This is a genomic window from Variovorax sp. 10L426 (assembly GCF_056395305.1).
On the sequence record NZ_JBFTJF010000015.1, the window covers coordinates 150,578 to 168,874 of the forward strand.

Below are 18,297 nucleotides of genomic sequence, written 5' to 3' on the forward strand. Positions count from 1 at the left end.
CGGGCAGCCCCGCCTCGGCTGTCAGGACGGCAGCAGGGTCTCCAACGTCTGGAGGGTGTCGGCCTCTTCCACCGGCTTGTCCTGGCGCCAGCGCAGCATCCGCGGGAAACGCACGGCGATGCCGCTCTTGTGCCGCGCGCTCCGTGCAATGCCCTCGAAGCCGAGCTCGAAGACCAGCGTCGGCTTCACGCTGCGGACGGGGCCGAAGCTTTCGATCGTGGTCTTGCGGATCACCGCGTCCACGCTCGCCATTTCGGCATCGGTCAAGCCCGAATAGGCCTTGGCAAAAGGAACGAGCGTGCGGTCGGCGTTGTCGGGTGCGCTGTCCCACACCGCGAAGGTGTAGTCGCTGTAGAGGCTTGCGCGGCGCCCGTGCCCGCGTTGCGCGTAGACGAGTACGGCGTCGACGGAGAGAGGATCGATCTTCCATTTCCACCAGACACCGACGTCCTTGGTGCGCCCGACGCCATAGCGCGCGTCACGCTGCTTGAGCATGAATCCCTCGACCCCCATCGAACGCGCAGCCTCGCGTTGTCGCGCGAGATCCTGCCAGCTGTCGCCATGCACCATGGGACTGGCGACGAGCGATGGATGCTGGGCGACGGTGACCAGTTCGTCGAGACGCCCCCGGCGCTCCTGCAGCGGCGAGTCGCGCAGATCGCGGCCCTCCCATTCGAGCAGGTCGTAGGCGAGCAGCACGACAGGGATTTCGCGCAGCAGCTTCGGCGTCAGCGTCTTGCGTCCGATGCGCTTCTGCAGATCGGCAAAGGGTTGCACGCGGTCATCCCGCCAGACGACGATTTCGCCGTCGATCACCGTGCCGTCGGAAAGCGTTTCGCCCATTTGCGCGAGTTCGGGGAATCGATCGGTCACCAGTTCCTCGCCGCGGGACCACAGCCATACCTGGCCGGCGCGCTTGACCAGTTGGGCGCGGACGCCGTCCCATTTCCACTCGACGATCCACGCCGAAGGCGCACCGAGCGTGGCATCGAACTCATCGAGCGGATTGTTGAAAGGATGCGCGAGAAAGAACGGATAGGGCTGTCCGCTCGTCTGCTGATCCAGTTCGCCGGTGTTCTCGGGCGCGATCAGCGCGGCATAGTCGGCGGCGGTCGGCTGGCCGCCGATGTTCGTGTAGCCCATCAGCCTCTGTGCGACACGCTTGGCATCGAGCGCACCGACTGCGGCGAGTGCCTGGGTCACCTGCAGGCGCGACACACCGACGCGGAACGCGCCCGTGATCAGCTTGAAGTAGACGAGCCTCTCCTCCGGCGCCAATTGCCGCCATTGCCGGCGCAATGCATCCGACAGGGCCTCCGGCGTCATCTGGCGCAGCGGCAGAAGGTGCTGTTCGACCCAGTCCGCCAGCCCCAGGTCGTGCGCTTCCGTGGGCGGCGGCAACAGCAGCGAGATGGTTTCCGCCAGGTCGCCGACGGCTTCGTAGCTTTCGTCGAACAACCATTCCGGCAGGCCCGCGGCTTCTTGTGCCAGGAGTCTCAGCAGCTTCGTGGGCACGAGCTGGCGCGGCTTTCCGCCGGCCAGAAAATAGACCGCCCATGCGGCATCCTTAGGCGCCGCGACTTGCAGGTAGCGCTGAAGCGCCGCCTGCTTCGCGAGACTGGAGGTCGTCGCATCCAGGTCTCGGTAGAGCGCGGCGAATGCCTTCATGGCGCCGCGACCGCCGTGCCGGTCGGCTCCAGGTCCTCGTCGCCGTACTCTGTCTCGAAGCCTTGCGCGTCGAGCCCCAACTCACCGAGCCAACGCACCATCACGGCCACGTTGCCGTGCGTGACGATGACGCGCCCCGCGCCGGTTCCCGCGATGGCTGCTTGCAATCCCGCCCAATCAGCGTGATCGGACATCACGAAGCCCCGATCCACCCCGCGACGGCGCCGCGTGCCACGCAGTTGCATCCAGCCGCTGGCGAAGGCATCGGCGTAGTTGCCGAAGCGGCGCATCCAGGGCGAACCGTGGGCCGAGGGGGGTGCAAGCACGAGTGCTTTCTTGAGCAACGCCGCATCGACGCCTGCATCTGTCGCGCGCAGCGTCGGCGGCAACGCCACGCCAGCCGCACGGTAGACGTCGTTCAATGCCTCGACCGCGCCGTGAACCACGATCGGCCCGATCGTCGCATCCACGCCATGCAGGATGCGCTGCGCCTTGCCGAAGGCGTAGCACAGCAGCACCGAGGCCCTCCCCTGCGCCGCGTTGGTGCGCCACCAGTCGTTGATCTCTGCAAAGAGTTTCGCCTGTGCGGGCCAGCGGTAGATCGGCAGGCCGAAGGTCGATTCGGTGATGAAGGTGTCGCAAGGCACGGGCTCGAACGGCGTGCAGGTGCCATCGGCTTCGGTCTTGTAGTCGCCCGACGCGACCCACACGCGCCCTTCATGTTCAAGGCGAATCTGGGCTGACCCCAGCACATGGCCGGCCGGGTGGAGCGAAATTCGTACGCCGTGATGCAAGATCGCCTCGCCGTAGGGCATGGTCTGCAACGTGATCTCGCCGAGCCGGACGCGCAGCGTGCCTTCGCTGTCGGTGTGCGCCAGATAGTGACCGTGGCCGATACGCGCGTGGTCAGAATGCGCATGCGTGATCACCGCACGATCGACCGGCCGCCATGGGTCGATGTAGAAATCGCCCGGCGGACAGTAGAGCCCTTCGGGGCGGGCAATGACGAGGTCGCGCGACACCTCGCCAGCTTAAGCCGACCGGGCCGTTCTGGTCATGTCGGCTACCACCCCGTCCACTTGACCGTGCTGGCGGACGAAGTCACCGTGCGTTCGATGAAACGCACGCCGCGCGCACCGTCCTCCACCCGCGGATAGTCCGTCGAGAGCGGATCGGCAGCCACGCCCGCCAACCGCGCACGGATATCCGCGACCACGCCGCCGTAGATATTCGCAAAGGCCTCGATGAAGCCTTCCGGATGCCCCGTCGGCAGCCGACTCGCGCGCCGCGCCGATTCGCAAAGCCAGCTTCCGCCGCGCGTGAAGACGCGCTTCGGCCCGTCGTGCGGCAGATGCGTCAGCTCGCTGGGTCGCTCCTGGTGCCACTCCAGCGTGCCGAGCGCGCCGGAAGCGCGCAGCCGCAAGTCGTTCTCGAGGCCGGTGCTGATCTGTGATGCGATCAGCACCCCTCGTGCCCCACCGCGAAACCTCAACAGCATGCTGCCGTCATCATCGAGCGGACGCCCCGGCACCAGCGAACTCAGGTCGGCGCAGAGGCTTTCGATCTCCAGCCCCGTGACGGTCGCGACAAGGTTCTCCGCATGCGAGCCGATGTCGCCAATCGCCCCGGCCGCCCCGCTTTGTGCAGGATCGCTGCGCCAAGCCGCCTGCTTGTTGCCCGAGTCTTCCAGCCGCGCTGCGAGCCACCCCTGGTTGTATTCGACGACCACCTTCCGGATCTCGCCGAGTTCACCCGACCGCACCATCTCCCGCGCCTGCCGAACCATCGGATAGCCGGTGTAGTTGTAGGTCACGCCAAACACCGTGCCCTGCCGCGCCACCGCCGCCACCAGCGCATCCGCCTGTTCGCGCGTATGCACCAGCGGCTTGTCGCAAACGACGTGGAAGCCCGCATCGACAAACGCCTGCGCCACCGGATAGTGCATGTGGTTCGGCGTGACGATCGAGACGAAGTCGATCCGCTCATCCGCCGGCCGCTTGAGCTCGTCATCCAGAAGACTGCGCCAGTCCCCATGGTTGCGGTCCTCCGCCAGGAACAGATCGCGCCCCGAGGCCTTCGCCTTCTCCGGACTCGAAGAAAGCGCCCCCGCCACCAGCTCGACCTGCCCGTCGAGCGCAATAGCCTTGCGATGCACTGCGCCAATGAAGGCGTCCCGCCCCCCGCCAACCATGGCGTAGCGCAGCTTGCGTTGAGAGTTATCTTGGTTCATGGAATTCCAGCGCCGCGAAGCGCGCCCTTCGAGAAACACCGCGGAACCGGCTTTGCCGGGCCGCTGGTGTTGCCCCCGGTAGGGGGTGGGCGGCTACACGAAGTGAGCCAACCTGGGGGCGAGCCTTAGAAAGGTGAATCCGGGTGATAGAAGCTCTTGGCGTTGTCCTTCGTGATCAGCACCGAAGGAATGATCGTCGTCGCCGGCAGCTTCTCGCCCTTCAGCCGCGCCTCGGCCGTGAGCTTGATCGCGTCGTAGATGAACTTGGGCGAATAGCTCACGTCGGCGTCGATGCGCGGGTCCTTGCCGTCGATGATGGTCTTGACCATGCCCTTGGCACCCGCGCCGCCGAAGACGATCTTGATGTCGTTGCGCTTGGCCTGCTCGACGGCCTTCAGCACGCCGACCGCCATGTCGTCGTCGGCGGCCCAGATGGCGTCGATGTCCTTGAAGCGCGTCAAGTAGTCCTGCGTGACCTTGAAGGCATCGTCGCGGTTCCAGTTGGCGTACTTGGCATCGAGGATCTTGATGTCGGGGTAGTTCTTCATCACGCTGTTGAAGGCGTCCATGCGCTCGTTGTCGAGCGTGGTCGGGATGCCGCGCAGCGCGACGACATTGCCTTTGCCGCCCAGCTTCTTCGCGATGTATTCGGCCGGGATCTTGCCGAAGGCCGTGTTGTCGCCGGCCACGTAGGCGTCCTGCGCGCTGGTGTCGGTGAGGCCGCGGTCGACCACGGTCACGTAGGTGCCCTTGGCCTTGACCTGCGCCACCGGCTTGGTGAGCGCTGCCGATTCGAACGGGAAGATCACGAGCGCGTTGATCTTGGTGACGGTCGACAGATCCTGCAATTGATTGGCCTGCTCGGGCGCATTGGCGGCCGTCTTGATCGTGATCTTCAGGTCCTTGTGTTCCTTCTCGAGATCCTTCTTGGCCTGCTCGGCCCAGTAGTTGATGCCGCCCATGAAGCTGTGCGTCGCCGCGGGAATCGATACGCCGAGATTGACCGGCTCGGCGGCCGCGAGGGCCGGGAAGGCCGCAATGGCCGCGGCGGCAACGGCGCTCAATGCGATGCGTCGGGTGATGGATGTCATGCTGCTTGTCTCCTTTGGATAGATGGAACGGAACGGACGGGAAACGCTGGAAACGCTGAAAACATGGCTAGCGGCGCCCTCTCTGCAGGAAGGCGACGACGATGATCACGAAGCCCTGCACCGCGGCGTTGAGGTACACGCTGATGATGCTGGTGAGGTTCAGGATGTTGCTGATGACCGAGAGAAGGATCGCGCCGATCACCGTGCCGACGACGCTGCCCGAGCCGCCCTTGAGCGCGGTGCCGCCGACGATCACCGCGGCGATGGCTTCGAGCTCCCACAGCAGGCCGGTGGTCGGTGATGCGGAACCGAGCCGGGGCACGTAGAGCAAGGTTGCGATGCCGACGCACACGCCGAGCAGCACGTAGGTCAGGATCTTCACGTTGTCGACGCCGACGGCCGCGTAGCGCGCGACCTGTTCGTTGGAGCCGATTGCCTGCACATAGCGGCCGTAGGCCGTGCGATTGAGGATCACGCCGCCAATGACCGCGACGACCAGGAACACCCACACCGGCACCGGAATGCCGAGCAGGCTCGCGTAGTACACCGGCGCGTAAAGGTCCGAGAGGTCGTTGTCGAGCGTGAGCGCACCGCCGTTGGCGAAGTAGGTCAGGTAGGCGCGGAAGATCCCGAGCGTGCCCAGCGTCACGATGAAGGGTTCGATGCGCCCCTTGGTGATGAGCAGCCCGTGCGCGAGCCCGAACACCGCGCCGAGCACCACCGCGAGGACCGCGCCCAGCATCACCGCCAGCAACGGCGAACCGAGCGCCGGCCCCATGGCGTTGATGAACATGATCACGCAACCCGCGATCAGCGCCGCCATCGAACCCACAGAGAGGTCGATGCCGCCCGAGATGATCACGAAGCACATCCCGACCGCGATGATGCCGATGAAGGCCGTGCGCGTGAGCACGTTCATCGCGTTGTCGAGCGTCGCGAAGTCGCTGTTGAGCAGCGTGCCCGCGATGCAAAGCAGCACCAGCCCGATCACGGGGCCGAGGCCGTGCAGACGCTCGGTCCAGCGCGGCCGGGCCTCGCTGCGGTGCGCGGGCTGAGCTTGCGGGTCAGCGCTCTGGGGCTGTTCCAGTGGCATGAGCGATCAGCTCCTCTTCGGTGAGATGTTCGGCGTCGAGCGTGGTGACGAGACGGCCTGCGCGCATCACGGCAACGCGATGGCACAGGCCGATCAGTTCCATCAGTTCGGATGACACGACGATGACGGCCAGCCCTTGTCGGGCGAGCCGCTGGATCAGGAAATAGATGTCGCGCTTGGCGCCGACGTCGACACCGCGCGTCGGCTCGTCGAGCACGACAACCTTCGGCTGGGGCTGCAGCACTTTCGCGAGCGCGAGCTTCTGCTGGTTGCCGCCGGACAGCGACGAGGCGCGCGCATCGAGGTTGCCGGTGCGGATGCCGTAGTCCTTCACGGCCTCGGCCAGTGCGGCCCGTTCCGCGTCGGGCTTGAGCCACGGCGCGGCGTAGCGCTCCAGCGCCATCAGCGTGAGGTTCTGCCGCAAGCCGAGATGCACGTGCAAGCCCTTGCCTTTGCGGTCCTCGCTGAGATAGGTCAGGCCGTGTTTCGCGGCGTCGCGCGGATTGCAAAACTGAACGGCGCGGCCCCCGATCTCGACCACGCCGCCGGCCGGGCGCAAGCCGAGCAGGCCTTCGAACAACTCTGTGCGGCCAGCGCCCACCAGGCCGGCAAAGCCAAGGATCTCGCCGGGGCGAACTTCGAAACTGGCGCTGTCGGCCCAGCCCGGCACCGTGAAGTTGCGCACCTGCATCGCGGGGGCGGCGCTGGCGACGACCGCGTCCCGCGGCGGATAGAGATCGGCCAGTTCGCGGCCGACCATCAGGTTGGCCATCTGGTGCCGCGTGACGTCGGAGGTCGGCGCACGCGCCACGAAGCGACCGTCGCGCATCACGATGACTTCGTCGGTCACGCGCTCCACCTCGTCGAGCTTGTGCGAGATGTAGACGATGGTCACGCCGTCTGCACGCAATTGGGCGATCAGCTTGAAGAGGCGCTCGGTTTCGCCCGGCGTCAGGGTCGCCGTGGGCTCGTCCATGATCAGCAGGCGTGCGTGACGCGAAATGGCCTTGGCGATTTCCACCATCTGCTTTTCGGCGACGATCAGCCGGCGCACCTTGGTCGTCGGATCGATCCGAAGTCCGACTTGGGCCAGTGCCGCGGCGGAGTCGCGCACCATGGCCGCATCGTCGAGCAGCCAGCCCTTTCGCTTTTCGTGCCCCAGGAAGATGTTCTGCGCCACGCTCAAGTCTTCGGCGAGGTTGAACTCTTGGTGGATCAGCACGATGCCCAGCGCTTCGGCATCGCGCGAACTGTGGAACACCTGCAGTTCGCCGTTGACGCGCAGGCTGCCGCCGCTCGGCGACTCGTAGCCGGCGAGGATCTTCATCAGCGTCGATTTGCCCGCGCCGTTTTCGCCGAGCAGGCCGTAGACGCGGCCTGGCGCCAACGAAAAGCTGACACCATGCAGCACCTGTACCGGGCCGAAGGATTTCTCGACGTTTTCGAATTCCACCGCGACGGCGGCCTTCACGAGCGAGGGCTTGGCGGCGGTTGCCTTCATGGCGCCACGCCTCGCACCTTGAGGGTCTCCTGCATGGCCAGGACGCCCGCGCCGATCAAGCCGCCCTGCCCTTCGAGCGGCGTGTACTGGATCTCCAGATGCCTCGTGGACAGCGCCAGCGAACGTTGATAGACGCTCTGCCGCACGGCAGCGAGGAACAGCGGCCCGATGCGCGTGATGCCCCCGCCGATGAAGACGTGCGACGGATTGAAGAAATTGACGATCGACGCGAGCATCTGCCCGATGAGGCTGCCCGCGCGCTGCACGATGGCGTTGGCCGCCGCGTCGCCGGCGCGGCTCGCCTGGCCGACATCGGTGGCCTCGATGCGGCCTTGCGTGCGAAGACATTCGGCCAACGCGGCGCTTTCGCCGGCCTCAGCGGCCTCGACCGCCATGCGCGTGATCGCCGGACCGGCCGCCATCGCCTCGACGCATCCCAGGTTGCCGCAGTGGCAGCGCGGTCCTTCCTGATCAACGCAGATATGGCCGACATCGCCCGCAGAGCCTGCTGCGCCCCGATACACCTCGCCGTGGCACACGATGCCGCAGCCGATGCCGGTGCCGACCTTGATCACGAGGAAGTTGGAAAGCGAACGCTTCAGCCGCCAGAGTTCACCGAGCGCCATCAGGTTGACGTCGTTGTCCACGAAGACCGGCGCAGCGTAGTCCTCGCGCAGGTAGTCGCGGATGGAAAAGCTGTCCCACGCCGGCATCAGCGGCGGGTTCACGAGCTGCCCGATCTCGAAGTTGACCGGCCCTGGCACACCGATGCCGATACCGATCACGTGTTTGGCCTCGAAGCCCGCCCTCTGAAGCAGTTCCCGGATCAGACTGCGGACGCGAGCCAGCACCACGCCCGGCCCTTCGCGCACATCGGCCGGCTCTGCGTGATGGGCCAGTACGCTCAGATTGGGTGCGAGGACGGCGACATCGAGACTGGTCGCGCCGATGTCCACGCCCACCAACACGCCAAGCCCTGCATGCAACTGGAGGTTCTCGGGACGCCGCCCGCCGGTGGAACGCTGGAGCCCCGCCTCGGCCAAAAGCCCCTGCTCGACGAGCCCCGCGATCAGCGAGTTCGCCTTGCTCTTGGAGAAGCCCAACTCGTCCGCCATGCGATGGCGCGAGCCGCCGGCCGACCAGAAGGTCGTCTCCAGCAGTTGCAGCTCATCCGTCGTCAGGCGACTCCAGGGGCTCACGTTTTGTCTCCGTCTCGTTCTTGTCCGCTTCGGACACGATGAGAACCGAAGCGAAGCCGAATACTATGAGCGGAGCTTCAGCCAAACAAGACTTAACTTCGACCAAATAAAGATCGAAGATGGAGACCATCGGCGCCAAAAACGAAAAAAGCCGCCCAAAGGCGGCTTTTCAATCCAGAAACACCGTGGAACCGGCTTTGCCGGGCCACTGGTGTTGCCCCCGGCAGGGGGTGGGCGGCTACACGAAGTGAGCCAACCTGGGGGCGAGCTACTTCTTCTCGCGGTACTTGCGCAGGGCGGCCAGTTGAGCAGCCATCACGGCAAGTTCCGACTGCGCCATCGCGATGTCAATATCGGTCTTGGCGTTCTTCAGCGCTTCTTCGGCGGCGGCCTTGGCGACATTCGCCTTCTCGTCGTCGAGGTCCTTGCCGCGGATCGCGGTGTCGGACAGCACGGTCACCGAGGTAGGCTGCACTTCCAGGATGCCGCCGGCTACGAAGACGAATTCCTCCCCGCCGTCAGCCGTCTCGATGCGCACGGCGCCGGGGCGGATGCGCGTGATCAGCGGCGTGTGGCGCGGGTAGATGCCGAGTTCGCCGACTTCGCCGGGGAGCGCGACGAACTTGGCCTCGCCCGAGAAGATGGACTCCTCGGCGCTGACCACGTCCACGTGAATGGTGCCTGCCATGGTGATTCCTTAAGCGACCTTCTTGGCCTTCTCGAACGCTTCGTCGATGCCGCCCACCATGTAGAACGCTTGTTCCGGCAGGTGGTCGGCTTCGCCGTTCACGATCATCTTGAAGCCGCGGATGGTCTCGGACAGCGGCACGTATTTGCCGGGCGAGCCCGTGAACACTTCAGCGACGTGGAAAGGCTGCGACAGGAAGCGCTGGATCTTCCGGGCGCGAGCCACGGCCAGCTTGTCTTCCGGTGCCAGTTCGTCCATGCCCAGAATCGCGATGATGTCGCGCAGTTCCTTGTAGCGCTGCAGCGTGCCTTGCACGGAGCGGGCCACGTTGTAGTGCTCTTCGCCAACCACCAGCGGATCGAGCTGGCGCGAGGTCGAGTCGAGCGGGTCCACGGCGGGGTAGATACCGAGCGAGGCAATGTCACGCGACAGCACCACGGTCGAGTCCAGGTGGGCGAAGGTCGTGGCGGGCGACGGGTCGGTCAAGTCATCGGCCGGCACGTAAACGGCCTGGATCGAGGTGATCGAGCCGACCTTGGTCGACGTGATCCGCTCTTGCAGACGGCCCATTTCCTCGGCGAGCGTCGGCTGGTAGCCCACGGCGGAAGGCATGCGGCCCAGCAGAGCCGACACTTCGGTACCGGCCAGCGTGTAGCGGTAGATGTTGTCGACGAAGAAAAGCACGTCACGGCCTTCGTCGCGGAACGACTCGGCGATGGTCAGGCCGGTCAGCGCCACGCGCAGACGGTTGCCCGGGGGCTCGTTCATCTGGCCGTAGACCATGGCCACCTTCGAGTCCTCGAGCTTCTCGAGGTTCACGACGCCGGAGTCGGCCATCTCGTGATAGAAGTCGTTCCCTTCGCGAGTGCGCTCACCCACGCCGGCAAACACGGACAGACCCGAGTGCGCCTTGGCGATGTTGTTGATGAGCTCCATCATGTTCACGGTCTTGCCCACGCCGGCGCCGCCGAACAGGCCCACCTTGCCGCCCTTGGCGAACGGGCAAACCAGGTCGATCACCTTGATGCCGGTTTCGAGCAGGTCTTGCGAGGGCGAGAGTTCGTCGTATTCAGGTGCCTTGCGGTGGATGGAAGCCTGGAGTTCCTGGCCCACGGGGCCGCGCTCGTCGATGGGACGACCCAGCACGTCCATGATGCGACCCAGCGTCGCCTTGCCGACGGGCACCGTGATCGGTGCGCCGGTGTTGGTCACGATCAGGCCGCGACGCAGGCCGTCGGACGAGCCGAGCGCAATCGTGCGCACCACGCCGTCGCCGAGTTGCTGCTGCACCTCGAGGGTCAGCCCGCCGCTTTCGTACTTCAGGGCGTCGTAGATCTTGGGCATCTTGTCGCGCGGAAACTCCACGTCGACCACGGCGCCGATACATTGAACGATCTTGCCTTGAACTGCTTCTGCTTGAGCCATGTCTGCTCCGATAAAAATTTAAATCTGTTGAGGTCCGAAGGGCTCAGACGCCCGCGGCCGCCGCGGCGCCGGAAACGATCTCCGACAGCTCTTTGGTGATCCCTGCCTGGCGGGTCTTGTTGTAGACCAGCTTGAGTTCGTTGATCACGTTGCCCGCGTTGTCGGTGGCCGACTTCATGGCGACCATGCGTGCCGACTGCTCCGACGCCATGTTCTCGGCCACGGCCTGGTACACGAGCGATTCCACGTAGCGCACCAGCAGCTCATCGATCACGCTCTGCGCATCGGGCTCGTAGATGTAGTCCCACGAGTGCTGGCCCTTCTCGACCTTCAGCGAGTCGGCCTGCAGCGGCAGCAGTTGCTCGACCACCGACTCCTGGCGCATCGTATTGATGAACTTGGTGTAGCAGAGGTAGACCGCGCTGAGCTTGCCTTCGGCATACGCATCGAGCAGAACCTTGACGGGGCCGATCAGCTTGTCGAGGTGCGGCGTGTCGCCCAGTTGGGTGACATGCGACACCACGCGCGCGCCGACACGATTCAGGAAACCCAGGCCCTTGTTGCCGATTGCCACCGCCTCGATGGCGACACCGGCCGACTGCTCTTCGCGCATCTTGGTGGTCAAGGCGCGAAGCACGTTGGTGTTCATGCCGCCGCACAGGCCCTTGTCGGTCGTGACAAGGATGAAGCCCGATGCTTTCGCGTCGTGCGTCTTCATGAAGGCGTGCGTGTACTCCGGGTTCGCGTGGCCGAGATTGGCCGCGATGTTGCGGATCTTCTCGCTGTAGGGGCGGGCGGCACGCATGCGTTCCTGCGCCTTGCGCATCTTCGACGCGGCCACCATTTCCATGGCCTTGGTGATCTTCTTGGTGTTCTCCACCGATTTGATCTTGCCGCGGATTTCCTTACCAGCTGCCATTGGGGCTCCTTGCTTGGTCGATCAGGCGAACGACTTCTTGAACGCGGTGACGGCGGTCGTCAGTTCGGCTTCCGCATCCTTGTCGATCGCCTTGGCCTGCTCGATCTTGTCGAGCAGCGCACCATGGCTGGACTTGAGGAACTGATGCAGGCCGTGTTCGAACGGCAGCACCTTCTTCACGTCGAGGTCGTCCATGAAGCCCTTGTTCACTGCGAACAGCGAGGCACCCATCAGCGAGATGGGCAGCGGGCTGTATTGCGCCTGCTTCAGGAGCTCGGTCACGCGGGCGCCGCGGTCGAGCTGCTTGCGGGTCGCTTCGTCGAGGTCGGAAGCGAACTGCGCAAAGGCAGCGAGTTCACGGTACTGCGCCAGGTCGGTACGAATACCGCCGGACAGGCCCTTGATGACCTTGGTCTGCGCCGACGAACCCACGCGCGACACCGAGATACCGGCGTTGATGGCGGGACGGATACCAGCGTTGAACAGGTTGGTTTCCAGGAAGATCTGGCCGTCGGTGATCGAGATCACGTTCGTCGGAACGAAGGCGGACACGTCGCCGGCTTGCGTTTCGATGATCGGCAGTGCGGTCAGCGAACCGGTCTTGCCCTTGACTTCACCCTTGGTGAAGGCTTCGACGTAGTCGGCGTTCACGCGGGCTGCGCGCTCGAGCAGACGGCTGTGGAGATAGAACACGTCGCCGGGGTAGGCTTCGCGGCCTGGCGGGCGGCGCAGCAGCAGCGACACCTGGCGGTAAGCCACAGCTTGCTTGGACAGGTCGTCATAGACGATCAGCGCGTCCTGGCCGCGATCGCGGAAGTATTCGCCCATCGTGCAGCCCGAATAGGCCGACACGTATTGCATGGCGGCCGATTCCGAGGCGGAGGCGGCAACCACGATGGTGTATTCCATCGCGCCGGCTTGTTCCAGAGCGCGCACCACGTTCTTGATCGACGAAGCCTTCTGGCCGATCGCGACGTAGACGCAGGTCATGCTCTGACCCTTCTGGTTGATGATCGCGTCGATGGCCACGGCCGTCTTGCCGGTCTGGCGGTCGCCGATGATCAGCTCGCGCTGGCCACGGCCGATCGGCACCATCGAGTCGATGGACTTCAGGCCTGTCTGCATCGGCTGGTCGACCGACTTTCGGGCGATCACGCCCGGAGCAACCTTCTCGATCACATCGGTCATCTTGGCGTTGACCGGACCCTTGCCGTCGATCGGCTGGCCCAGTGCGTTCACGACGCGGCCGATGAGTTCGGGGCCGACCGGCACTTCCAGAATACGGCCCGTGCACTTGACGGTGTCGCCTTCGGAGATGTGCTCGTACTCACCCAAAATCACGGCGCCGACGGAATCGCGCTCGAGGTTCAGTGCGAGGCCGTACGACGGCGTGCCATCGGCGGAAGGCGGGAACTCGAGCATTTCGCCCTGCATCGCGTCCGACAGGCCGTGCACGCGCACGATACCGTCGGTCACCGACACCACGGTGCCTTCGTTGCGGATGTTCGCGCTGACGCCGAGACCTTCGATGCGGCTCTTGATCAGTTCGGAAATTTCTGCTGGATTGAGTTGCATGACTCTTTCCTTCTTTCGTTAAGGGGGCTGGCGGCCTCAGGCTGCCAGCGCAACTTTCATTTGTTCAAGACGCGCTTTGACGGAGGTGTCGAGCACTTCGTCGCCGACCACTACGCGGATGCCGCCGATCAGCGACGGATCCTGCTGGACCGTGACCTGTAGCTTGCGGCCGAAGCGCTTTTCTAGCGCGGCAGCCACGTTGCCCAATGCGGCTTCGTCGATGGGGAAGGCGCTGTACACCACCGCATCGGACGAACCGCTCTGCGCATTTGCCAGCGTCCGAAACTGCTTCGCGATTTCCGGCAGCGCGGTGAAGCGTCCGTTCTCGAGCAGTGCCGTCAGGAAGTTTTGCGCGGCGGGCGGCAGCGTTGAATCGAAGGCACCGGCGACAACGCTCAACACCTGGTCGGTCGTGACCTTGGGGTTGTCGGCGAACTGCTGGAGCTCGGCGTTGCCGGCGATGGCCGCAACCTTCTCGAGCCAGGCGCTGGCGCCGGACAGGTCCGACGAGGACGCCTTGAAGAGCGCCTCGGCGTAAGGACGTGCAATGGTGGCGAGTTCTGCCATGGCTTCGATCAGAGTTCGGTCTGCAGGCGGGACAGCAAATCGGCATGGACAGCCGGGTTCACTTCCTTCCGCAGGATCTGCTCGGCGCCCTTGACGGCCAGTGCAGCCACTTGCTCGCGAAGGACTTCACGCGCCTTCATGGCCTGCTGCTCGGCTTCGATGCGAGCGGCCGCAACGATCTTGTTGCCTTCTTCCGTGGCGCGGGCCTTGGCCTCTTCAACGATGGCCTGCGCACGACGTTCGGCATCTGCAAGACGCTGGGCGGACTCGTTGCGAGCCTGCCCCAGTTCGGCTTCCACGCGCTTGTTGGCGGCGCTCAGCTCGGACTTGGCCTTGTCGGCTGCGGCAAGGCCTTCGGCGATCTTCTGGGCACGATCGTCCAGCGCCTTGGCGATAGGCGGCCACACATACTTCATCGTGAACCCGACAAGAATCAGGAACACGATCATCTGGATGATCAGGGTACCGGTAATGCTCACTTTTCACCCTCTCTTTGGGAATGAATCCAACGCCATTCAGCGAAAGAACGACATGGGTTCGACGAGAAAGCCTGAACCGATTACTTCGGCAGGTTGGCGATTTGCGCGAGGAACGGGTTGGCGGTCGCGAACCACAGCGCGATACCGGTACCGATAATGAACGCAGCGTCGATCAGACCAGCCAGCAGGAACATCTTGGTTTGCAGTTCGCCCATCAGCTCAGGTTGGCGCGCGGCCGACTCGAGGTACTTGCTACCCATGATGCCGATACCGATACAAGCGCCAACAGCACCCAGACCGATGATCAGGCCGGCGGCCAGTGCGACAAAGCTAATAACTTCCATGATGACTCCTAGAGGACTTTGGTTGAAGAGAAAAGAAAAAACGAAATCGAAACCGGCAGATCAGTGATCAGTGGTGATCGTGCGCCTGACCCACATACACGAGCGTCAGCATCATGAACACGAAGGCCTGCAAGATGATGATCAGGATGTGGAAGATGGCCCAGGCAGTGCCCGCGATGATGTGGCCAAGGGCCAGCAGAATGCCGGTGGCCGACAGGGTCCAGGCGCCACCCATCAAGGCGATCAGCAGGAAGATCAGTTCGCCGGCGTACATGTTGCCGAACAATCGCATGCCGTGCGAAACAGTCTTGGCGATGAACTCGATCATCTGCATCGCGAAGTTGAACGGATACAGCGCCCAGTGATTGCCGAAGGGAGCCGTGAAGAGCTCATGGATCCAGCCGCCCAGGCCCTTGATCTTGATGTTGTAGTAAAGGCAGATGAGCAGCACCGAGACAGACAGGCCCATGGCCACCGAGAGGTCAGCCGTCGGAACCACGCGCAGGTAGGCGTGGTGCGGGTCGCCGCCGGTCAGGCCAAAGATCTTGGCCCAGAGGAATGGCAACAGATCGACCGGCAGCAGATCCATCCCATTGAGCATGACGATCCACACGAAGACCGTGAGCGCCAGCGGCGAGACGAATTTGCGGCTTTTCGCGTTGTGGACGATACCCTTGGCCTGCTGATCGACGACTTCGACCAGGATTTCGACCGCGGCCTGGAAGCGGCCCGGAACGCCGGAAGTGGCCTTGCGAGCTGCCAGCCAGAGAATCCAGCAACCCAGCACGCCGAGCGCAATCGAGAAGAAAAGCGAATCGAAGTTGAAAACGGAGAAGTCGGCGACACCTCCAGGCGAGGAGCTCTGAAGATGCGTCAAATGGTGAACAATGTATTCACCAGCGGTTTGACCATGTTCCGCAGCGTTTTCAGCAGCCATCCGTTACTCGTCTCAAAGTTTCTGGCGCCTGGGAGCGAGCATTACCGCCACCCACGCCGCCTTCATTGTCACCACCAGGCCGATCAGCATTGCTGGCCAGCTCAGCGCCACTACCAGTCTTGGTGCAGCAATCAGCATTGCCACCGTCAAGACCATCTTGACCATTTCCCACAAGAAGAATCCGAACACCGCAGTGCCCGGATTCAGGGAAGAAAACCTTCCGGTCAGACCCCGTGCGAATACCGCAGCGGGAACAACGACCGCCAGTGCGCCGTATCCGGCGGACCATCCCAGATTTTGCCTCCCAGTCAGCCCCCAGGCGACCAATGCCACCAGGAGTCCCGCCACGACCTGAATTGCGATCACGCGCCACGGCGAGATCGACGGCTTCCTGTCGCGCAGCCGTTGCGCCTCCTCGGCTGTCAGCGGCTTGAAGTCGTCTTCCGGGTCGGGGTTGTCCTCATGGACCCCCTTAGAGGCATCGCGGGCGATTGTTTTCATTTCGAATGAAGCCCGGATGACGACCCAGAATTTCTACAAAGCCATTGATTATAGGTAGAAAGCTACGGCTCCCAGCCATATGGCCGACCAGTGTGTGCAAATGATCCTTGCGCTCCGGTGCGGAATCAGATCCGGGTTGGAAAGCTTCGATGCGCCCCCACCATAATTCCTCATGCACCCGATCATCGACGCCCTCCCCGATTCAATCTGTTACCTCGACGGCAACTACACGCCGCTTCGAGATGCCAAGGTGAGTGTGCTGGATCGTGGCTTCATCTTCGGCGACGGTGTCTACGAAGTGGTGCCGGTCTACGGCGGACATCCGTTCTGCTTCGACGAGCACATGGCTCGCCTCGACCGGTCGCTGGCCGAACTCCAGATCAAGAATCCGCTGGCCGCATCGCAATGGCGTGACATCGCGATGCGGCTGATCGAAGCGGCGTCGCCGTCGGTCCGCGCCGGCATGCAGGGCGTCTACATCCAGGTGACGCGCGGCGTCGCGCCGCGCGAGCATGCGATGCCGCAAGGGCTCACTCCCACAGTCTTCGTCATGGCCAACCCGATGAAGCCCGTCCCCGATGCAGTCCGCGCCAAGGGTGTAGCGTGCGTGAGCGCACACGACTTCCGCTGGCAAAAGGCGCACATCAAGAGCACCAGCCTGCTCGGCGCCGTGCTGGCGCGGCAGATCAGCGTGGAGGCCGGCGCTGCGGAAACCATCATGTTCCGCGGCGAATCGCTGAGCGAGGCTTCGTCGAGCAACGTCTGGGTGGTGAAGGACGGCGCGATCAGCGGCCCACCCAAGGACGAGTTGGTGCTCGCCGGCATTCGCTATGGCCTGATCGAGCGGCTTTGCGCCGATGCCGGCATTGCGTTCACCTTGCGCCGTATCGGGCGCGACGAGGTCTTCGGTGCCGACGAGTTGCTGCTGTCCTCGGCCAGCAAGGAAATCCTGCCGGTCGTGAGGCTCGACGGCCAGACGATTGGCGCAGGCCGTCCAGGCCCCATCTACCAGGCCCTTTATGCCGCCTATCAACAGGCCAAGGCACGCAGCACGCAAGAAAACGGAGTCGCAGCATGAGCATCACTCAACCGCCCGGCGCGCCGTCCGACGCGCCCACCGACGCGCGCAAGGATTCGCTGATCGAGTATCCGTCGAAGTTTCCGATCAAGGTCATGGGCGCGAAGGTCGACGGCTTCGTGCATGCGGTCACGCAGATCGCCGAACAGTTCGACCCGATCTTCGACGCGAGCACCATCGAGCTGCGCAACAGCAAGGCCGGCAATTACCTCGGCGTGACGATCACCGTCACTGCGACCAGCCGCGAGCAGCTCGACGATCTCTACCGCGCGCTTTCCAGCCATCCCATGGTGAAGGTGGTGCTCTGAGCGCTTCCCGATGACCGCTGCGCTCGAAGTTACGCTGCTCGGCCGCGTCGGCTACGCCGCGACTTACGCCGCGATGCAACAGGCGACGCATGAGCGGACGGCAGAATCGGTCGATCAACTATGGATCTGCGAGCATGAGCCCGTCTATACGCAGGGCTTGGCCGGCAAGGCGGACCACGTATTGAATCCGGGGGATATTCCGGTCGTCCAGACCGACCGCGGCGGTCAGGTGACCTACCACGGCCCGGGCCAGGTCGTGGCCTATCCGCTGATCGACCTGCGGCGCGCCGGCTACTACGTCAAGGAATACGTCTATCGCATCGAGGAATCGGTGATCCGCACGCTGGACCATTTCGGCGTCACCGGCCATCGCGTGGGCGGCGCGCCGGGGATCTACGTGCGGCTCGACGATCCCTTTTCGCATGCGGCACTGACTGGCCCAGTGCATCCCGATGACCCGTTTCGCGGGCTCGGCAAGATCGCCGCGCTGGGTATCAAGGTCAGCCGCCATTGCACCTACCACGGCGTCGCGCTCAATGTGGCGATGGACCTCGAACCCTTCTCCCGCGTCAACCCTTGCGGGTACGCGGGGCTGAAAACCGTCGATCTTTCTACAATCGGCGTTCAAACAACCTGGGACGAAGCAGCGCAGGTGCTGGGCAACAAGCTCAACATCTATCTCGCACCTTGAGCC

General features: G+C 64.1%; 19 protein-coding genes. 3 read left to right on the plus strand and 16 right to left on the minus strand.

Annotated features, from left to right (window positions below; genetic code table 11):
- Positions 1 to 21: 21 nt before the first annotated feature.
- From AC1DHL_RS21845 to AC1DHL_RS21920, 16 genes are all read right to left on the minus strand, one after another.
- Complete coding sequence (locus AC1DHL_RS21845) at positions 22 to 1,668, minus strand: ATP-dependent DNA ligase (protein ID WP_478163344.1); 1,647 nt, start codon at positions 1,666 to 1,668, stop codon at positions 22 to 24.
- Entirely contained in the window at positions 1,665 to 2,690 is a 1,026-nt protein-coding gene (locus AC1DHL_RS21850; RefSeq protein ID WP_478163345.1) for a ligase-associated DNA damage response exonuclease, read from the minus strand. Before AC1DHL_RS21850 ends, AC1DHL_RS21845 begins: the two co-directional genes overlap by 4 nt.
- A gap of 41 nt (positions 2,691 to 2,731) precedes the next feature.
- A complete protein-coding gene (locus AC1DHL_RS21855; protein WP_478163346.1) occupies positions 2,732 to 3,898 on the minus strand; it encodes a Gfo/Idh/MocA family protein in 1,167 nt (388 codons plus the stop codon).
- Positions 3,899 to 4,023: 125 nt separating this feature from the next.
- Positions 4,024 to 4,989 carry a substrate-binding domain-containing protein gene (locus AC1DHL_RS21860; RefSeq protein ID WP_478163347.1) on the minus strand — a complete coding sequence of 322 codons (966 nt, stop codon included), beginning with the start codon at positions 4,987 to 4,989 and terminating at the stop codon, positions 4,024 to 4,026.
- Positions 4,990 to 5,056: 67 nt separating this feature from the next.
- On the minus strand, positions 5,057 to 6,082 hold the full coding sequence (locus tag AC1DHL_RS21865) for an ABC transporter permease (protein WP_478099101.1): 1,026 nt from the start codon (positions 6,080 to 6,082) through the stop codon (positions 5,057 to 5,059).
- Positions 6,054 to 7,583: a sugar ABC transporter ATP-binding protein gene (locus AC1DHL_RS21870; protein WP_478163348.1), complete on the minus strand. Its 1,530-nt coding sequence runs from the start codon at positions 7,581 to 7,583 to the stop codon at positions 6,054 to 6,056. Before AC1DHL_RS21870 ends, AC1DHL_RS21865 begins: the two co-directional genes overlap by 29 nt.
- Positions 7,580 to 8,749: an ROK family protein gene (locus AC1DHL_RS21875; protein WP_478163368.1), complete on the minus strand. Its 1,170-nt coding sequence runs from the start codon at positions 8,747 to 8,749 to the stop codon at positions 7,580 to 7,582. Before AC1DHL_RS21875 ends, AC1DHL_RS21870 begins: the two co-directional genes overlap by 4 nt.
- A gap of 301 nt (positions 8,750 to 9,050) precedes the next feature.
- Positions 9,051 to 9,470: a F0F1 ATP synthase subunit epsilon gene (locus AC1DHL_RS21880; protein WP_478099104.1), complete on the minus strand. Its 420-nt coding sequence runs from the start codon at positions 9,468 to 9,470 to the stop codon at positions 9,051 to 9,053.
- A gap of 9 nt (positions 9,471 to 9,479) precedes the next feature.
- Entirely contained in the window at positions 9,480 to 10,895 is a 1,416-nt protein-coding gene (atpD, locus tag AC1DHL_RS21885; RefSeq protein ID WP_478099106.1) for a F0F1 ATP synthase subunit beta, read from the minus strand.
- A 43-nt stretch (positions 10,896 to 10,938) separates the two neighbouring features.
- Positions 10,939 to 11,814 carry a F0F1 ATP synthase subunit gamma gene (gene atpG, locus AC1DHL_RS21890; protein ID WP_478099107.1) on the minus strand — a complete coding sequence of 292 codons (876 nt, stop codon included), beginning with the start codon at positions 11,812 to 11,814 and terminating at the stop codon, positions 10,939 to 10,941.
- Positions 11,815 to 11,835: 21 nt separating this feature from the next.
- The gene (gene atpA / locus AC1DHL_RS21895) at positions 11,836 to 13,389 is read right to left on the minus strand and encodes a F0F1 ATP synthase subunit alpha (RefSeq protein WP_478099109.1); all 1,554 of its coding nucleotides are present in this window, start codon (positions 13,387 to 13,389) and stop codon (positions 11,836 to 11,838) included.
- Positions 13,390 to 13,425: 36 nt separating this feature from the next.
- Positions 13,426 to 13,956 (minus strand): F0F1 ATP synthase subunit delta, encoded by a 531-nt coding sequence (locus tag AC1DHL_RS21900; RefSeq protein ID WP_478099111.1) that lies wholly within the window; start codon positions 13,954 to 13,956, stop codon positions 13,426 to 13,428.
- An 8-nt stretch (positions 13,957 to 13,964) separates the two neighbouring features.
- Positions 13,965 to 14,435: a F0F1 ATP synthase subunit B gene (locus AC1DHL_RS21905; protein WP_478099113.1), complete on the minus strand. Its 471-nt coding sequence runs from the start codon at positions 14,433 to 14,435 to the stop codon at positions 13,965 to 13,967.
- An 80-nt stretch (positions 14,436 to 14,515) separates the two neighbouring features.
- Entirely contained in the window at positions 14,516 to 14,779 is a 264-nt protein-coding gene (gene atpE / locus AC1DHL_RS21910) for a F0F1 ATP synthase subunit C (protein ID WP_007830191.1), read from the minus strand.
- Positions 14,780 to 14,846: 67 nt separating this feature from the next.
- Entirely contained in the window at positions 14,847 to 15,716 is an 870-nt protein-coding gene (gene atpB, locus AC1DHL_RS21915; protein WP_478099115.1) for a F0F1 ATP synthase subunit A, read from the minus strand.
- A 12-nt stretch (positions 15,717 to 15,728) separates the two neighbouring features.
- The gene (locus AC1DHL_RS21920; protein WP_478099117.1) at positions 15,729 to 16,217 is read right to left on the minus strand and encodes an ATP synthase subunit I; all 489 of its coding nucleotides are present in this window, start codon (positions 16,215 to 16,217) and stop codon (positions 15,729 to 15,731) included.
- A gap of 172 nt (positions 16,218 to 16,389) precedes the next feature.
- On the opposite strand from AC1DHL_RS21920, the gene AC1DHL_RS21925 reads away from it, so the two are divergent.
- Genes AC1DHL_RS21925 through lipB form a run of 3 tightly spaced genes read left to right on the plus strand, consistent with a single transcriptional unit; the run spans position 16,390 to position 18,294 of the window.
- Positions 16,390 to 17,295, plus strand: coding sequence for an aminotransferase class IV (locus AC1DHL_RS21925; protein ID WP_478163349.1), 906 nt, complete (start codon positions 16,390 to 16,392; stop codon positions 17,293 to 17,295).
- Positions 17,292 to 17,603: a YbeD family protein gene (locus tag AC1DHL_RS21930; protein ID WP_478163350.1), complete on the plus strand. Its 312-nt coding sequence runs from the start codon at positions 17,292 to 17,294 to the stop codon at positions 17,601 to 17,603. The genes AC1DHL_RS21925 and AC1DHL_RS21930 overlap by 4 nt, the downstream gene beginning before the upstream one ends.
- A gap of 10 nt (positions 17,604 to 17,613) precedes the next feature.
- The gene (lipB, locus tag AC1DHL_RS21935; RefSeq protein ID WP_478163351.1) at positions 17,614 to 18,294 is read left to right on the plus strand and encodes a lipoyl(octanoyl) transferase LipB; all 681 of its coding nucleotides are present in this window, start codon (positions 17,614 to 17,616) and stop codon (positions 18,292 to 18,294) included.
- Positions 18,295 to 18,297: the final 3 nt, after the last annotated feature.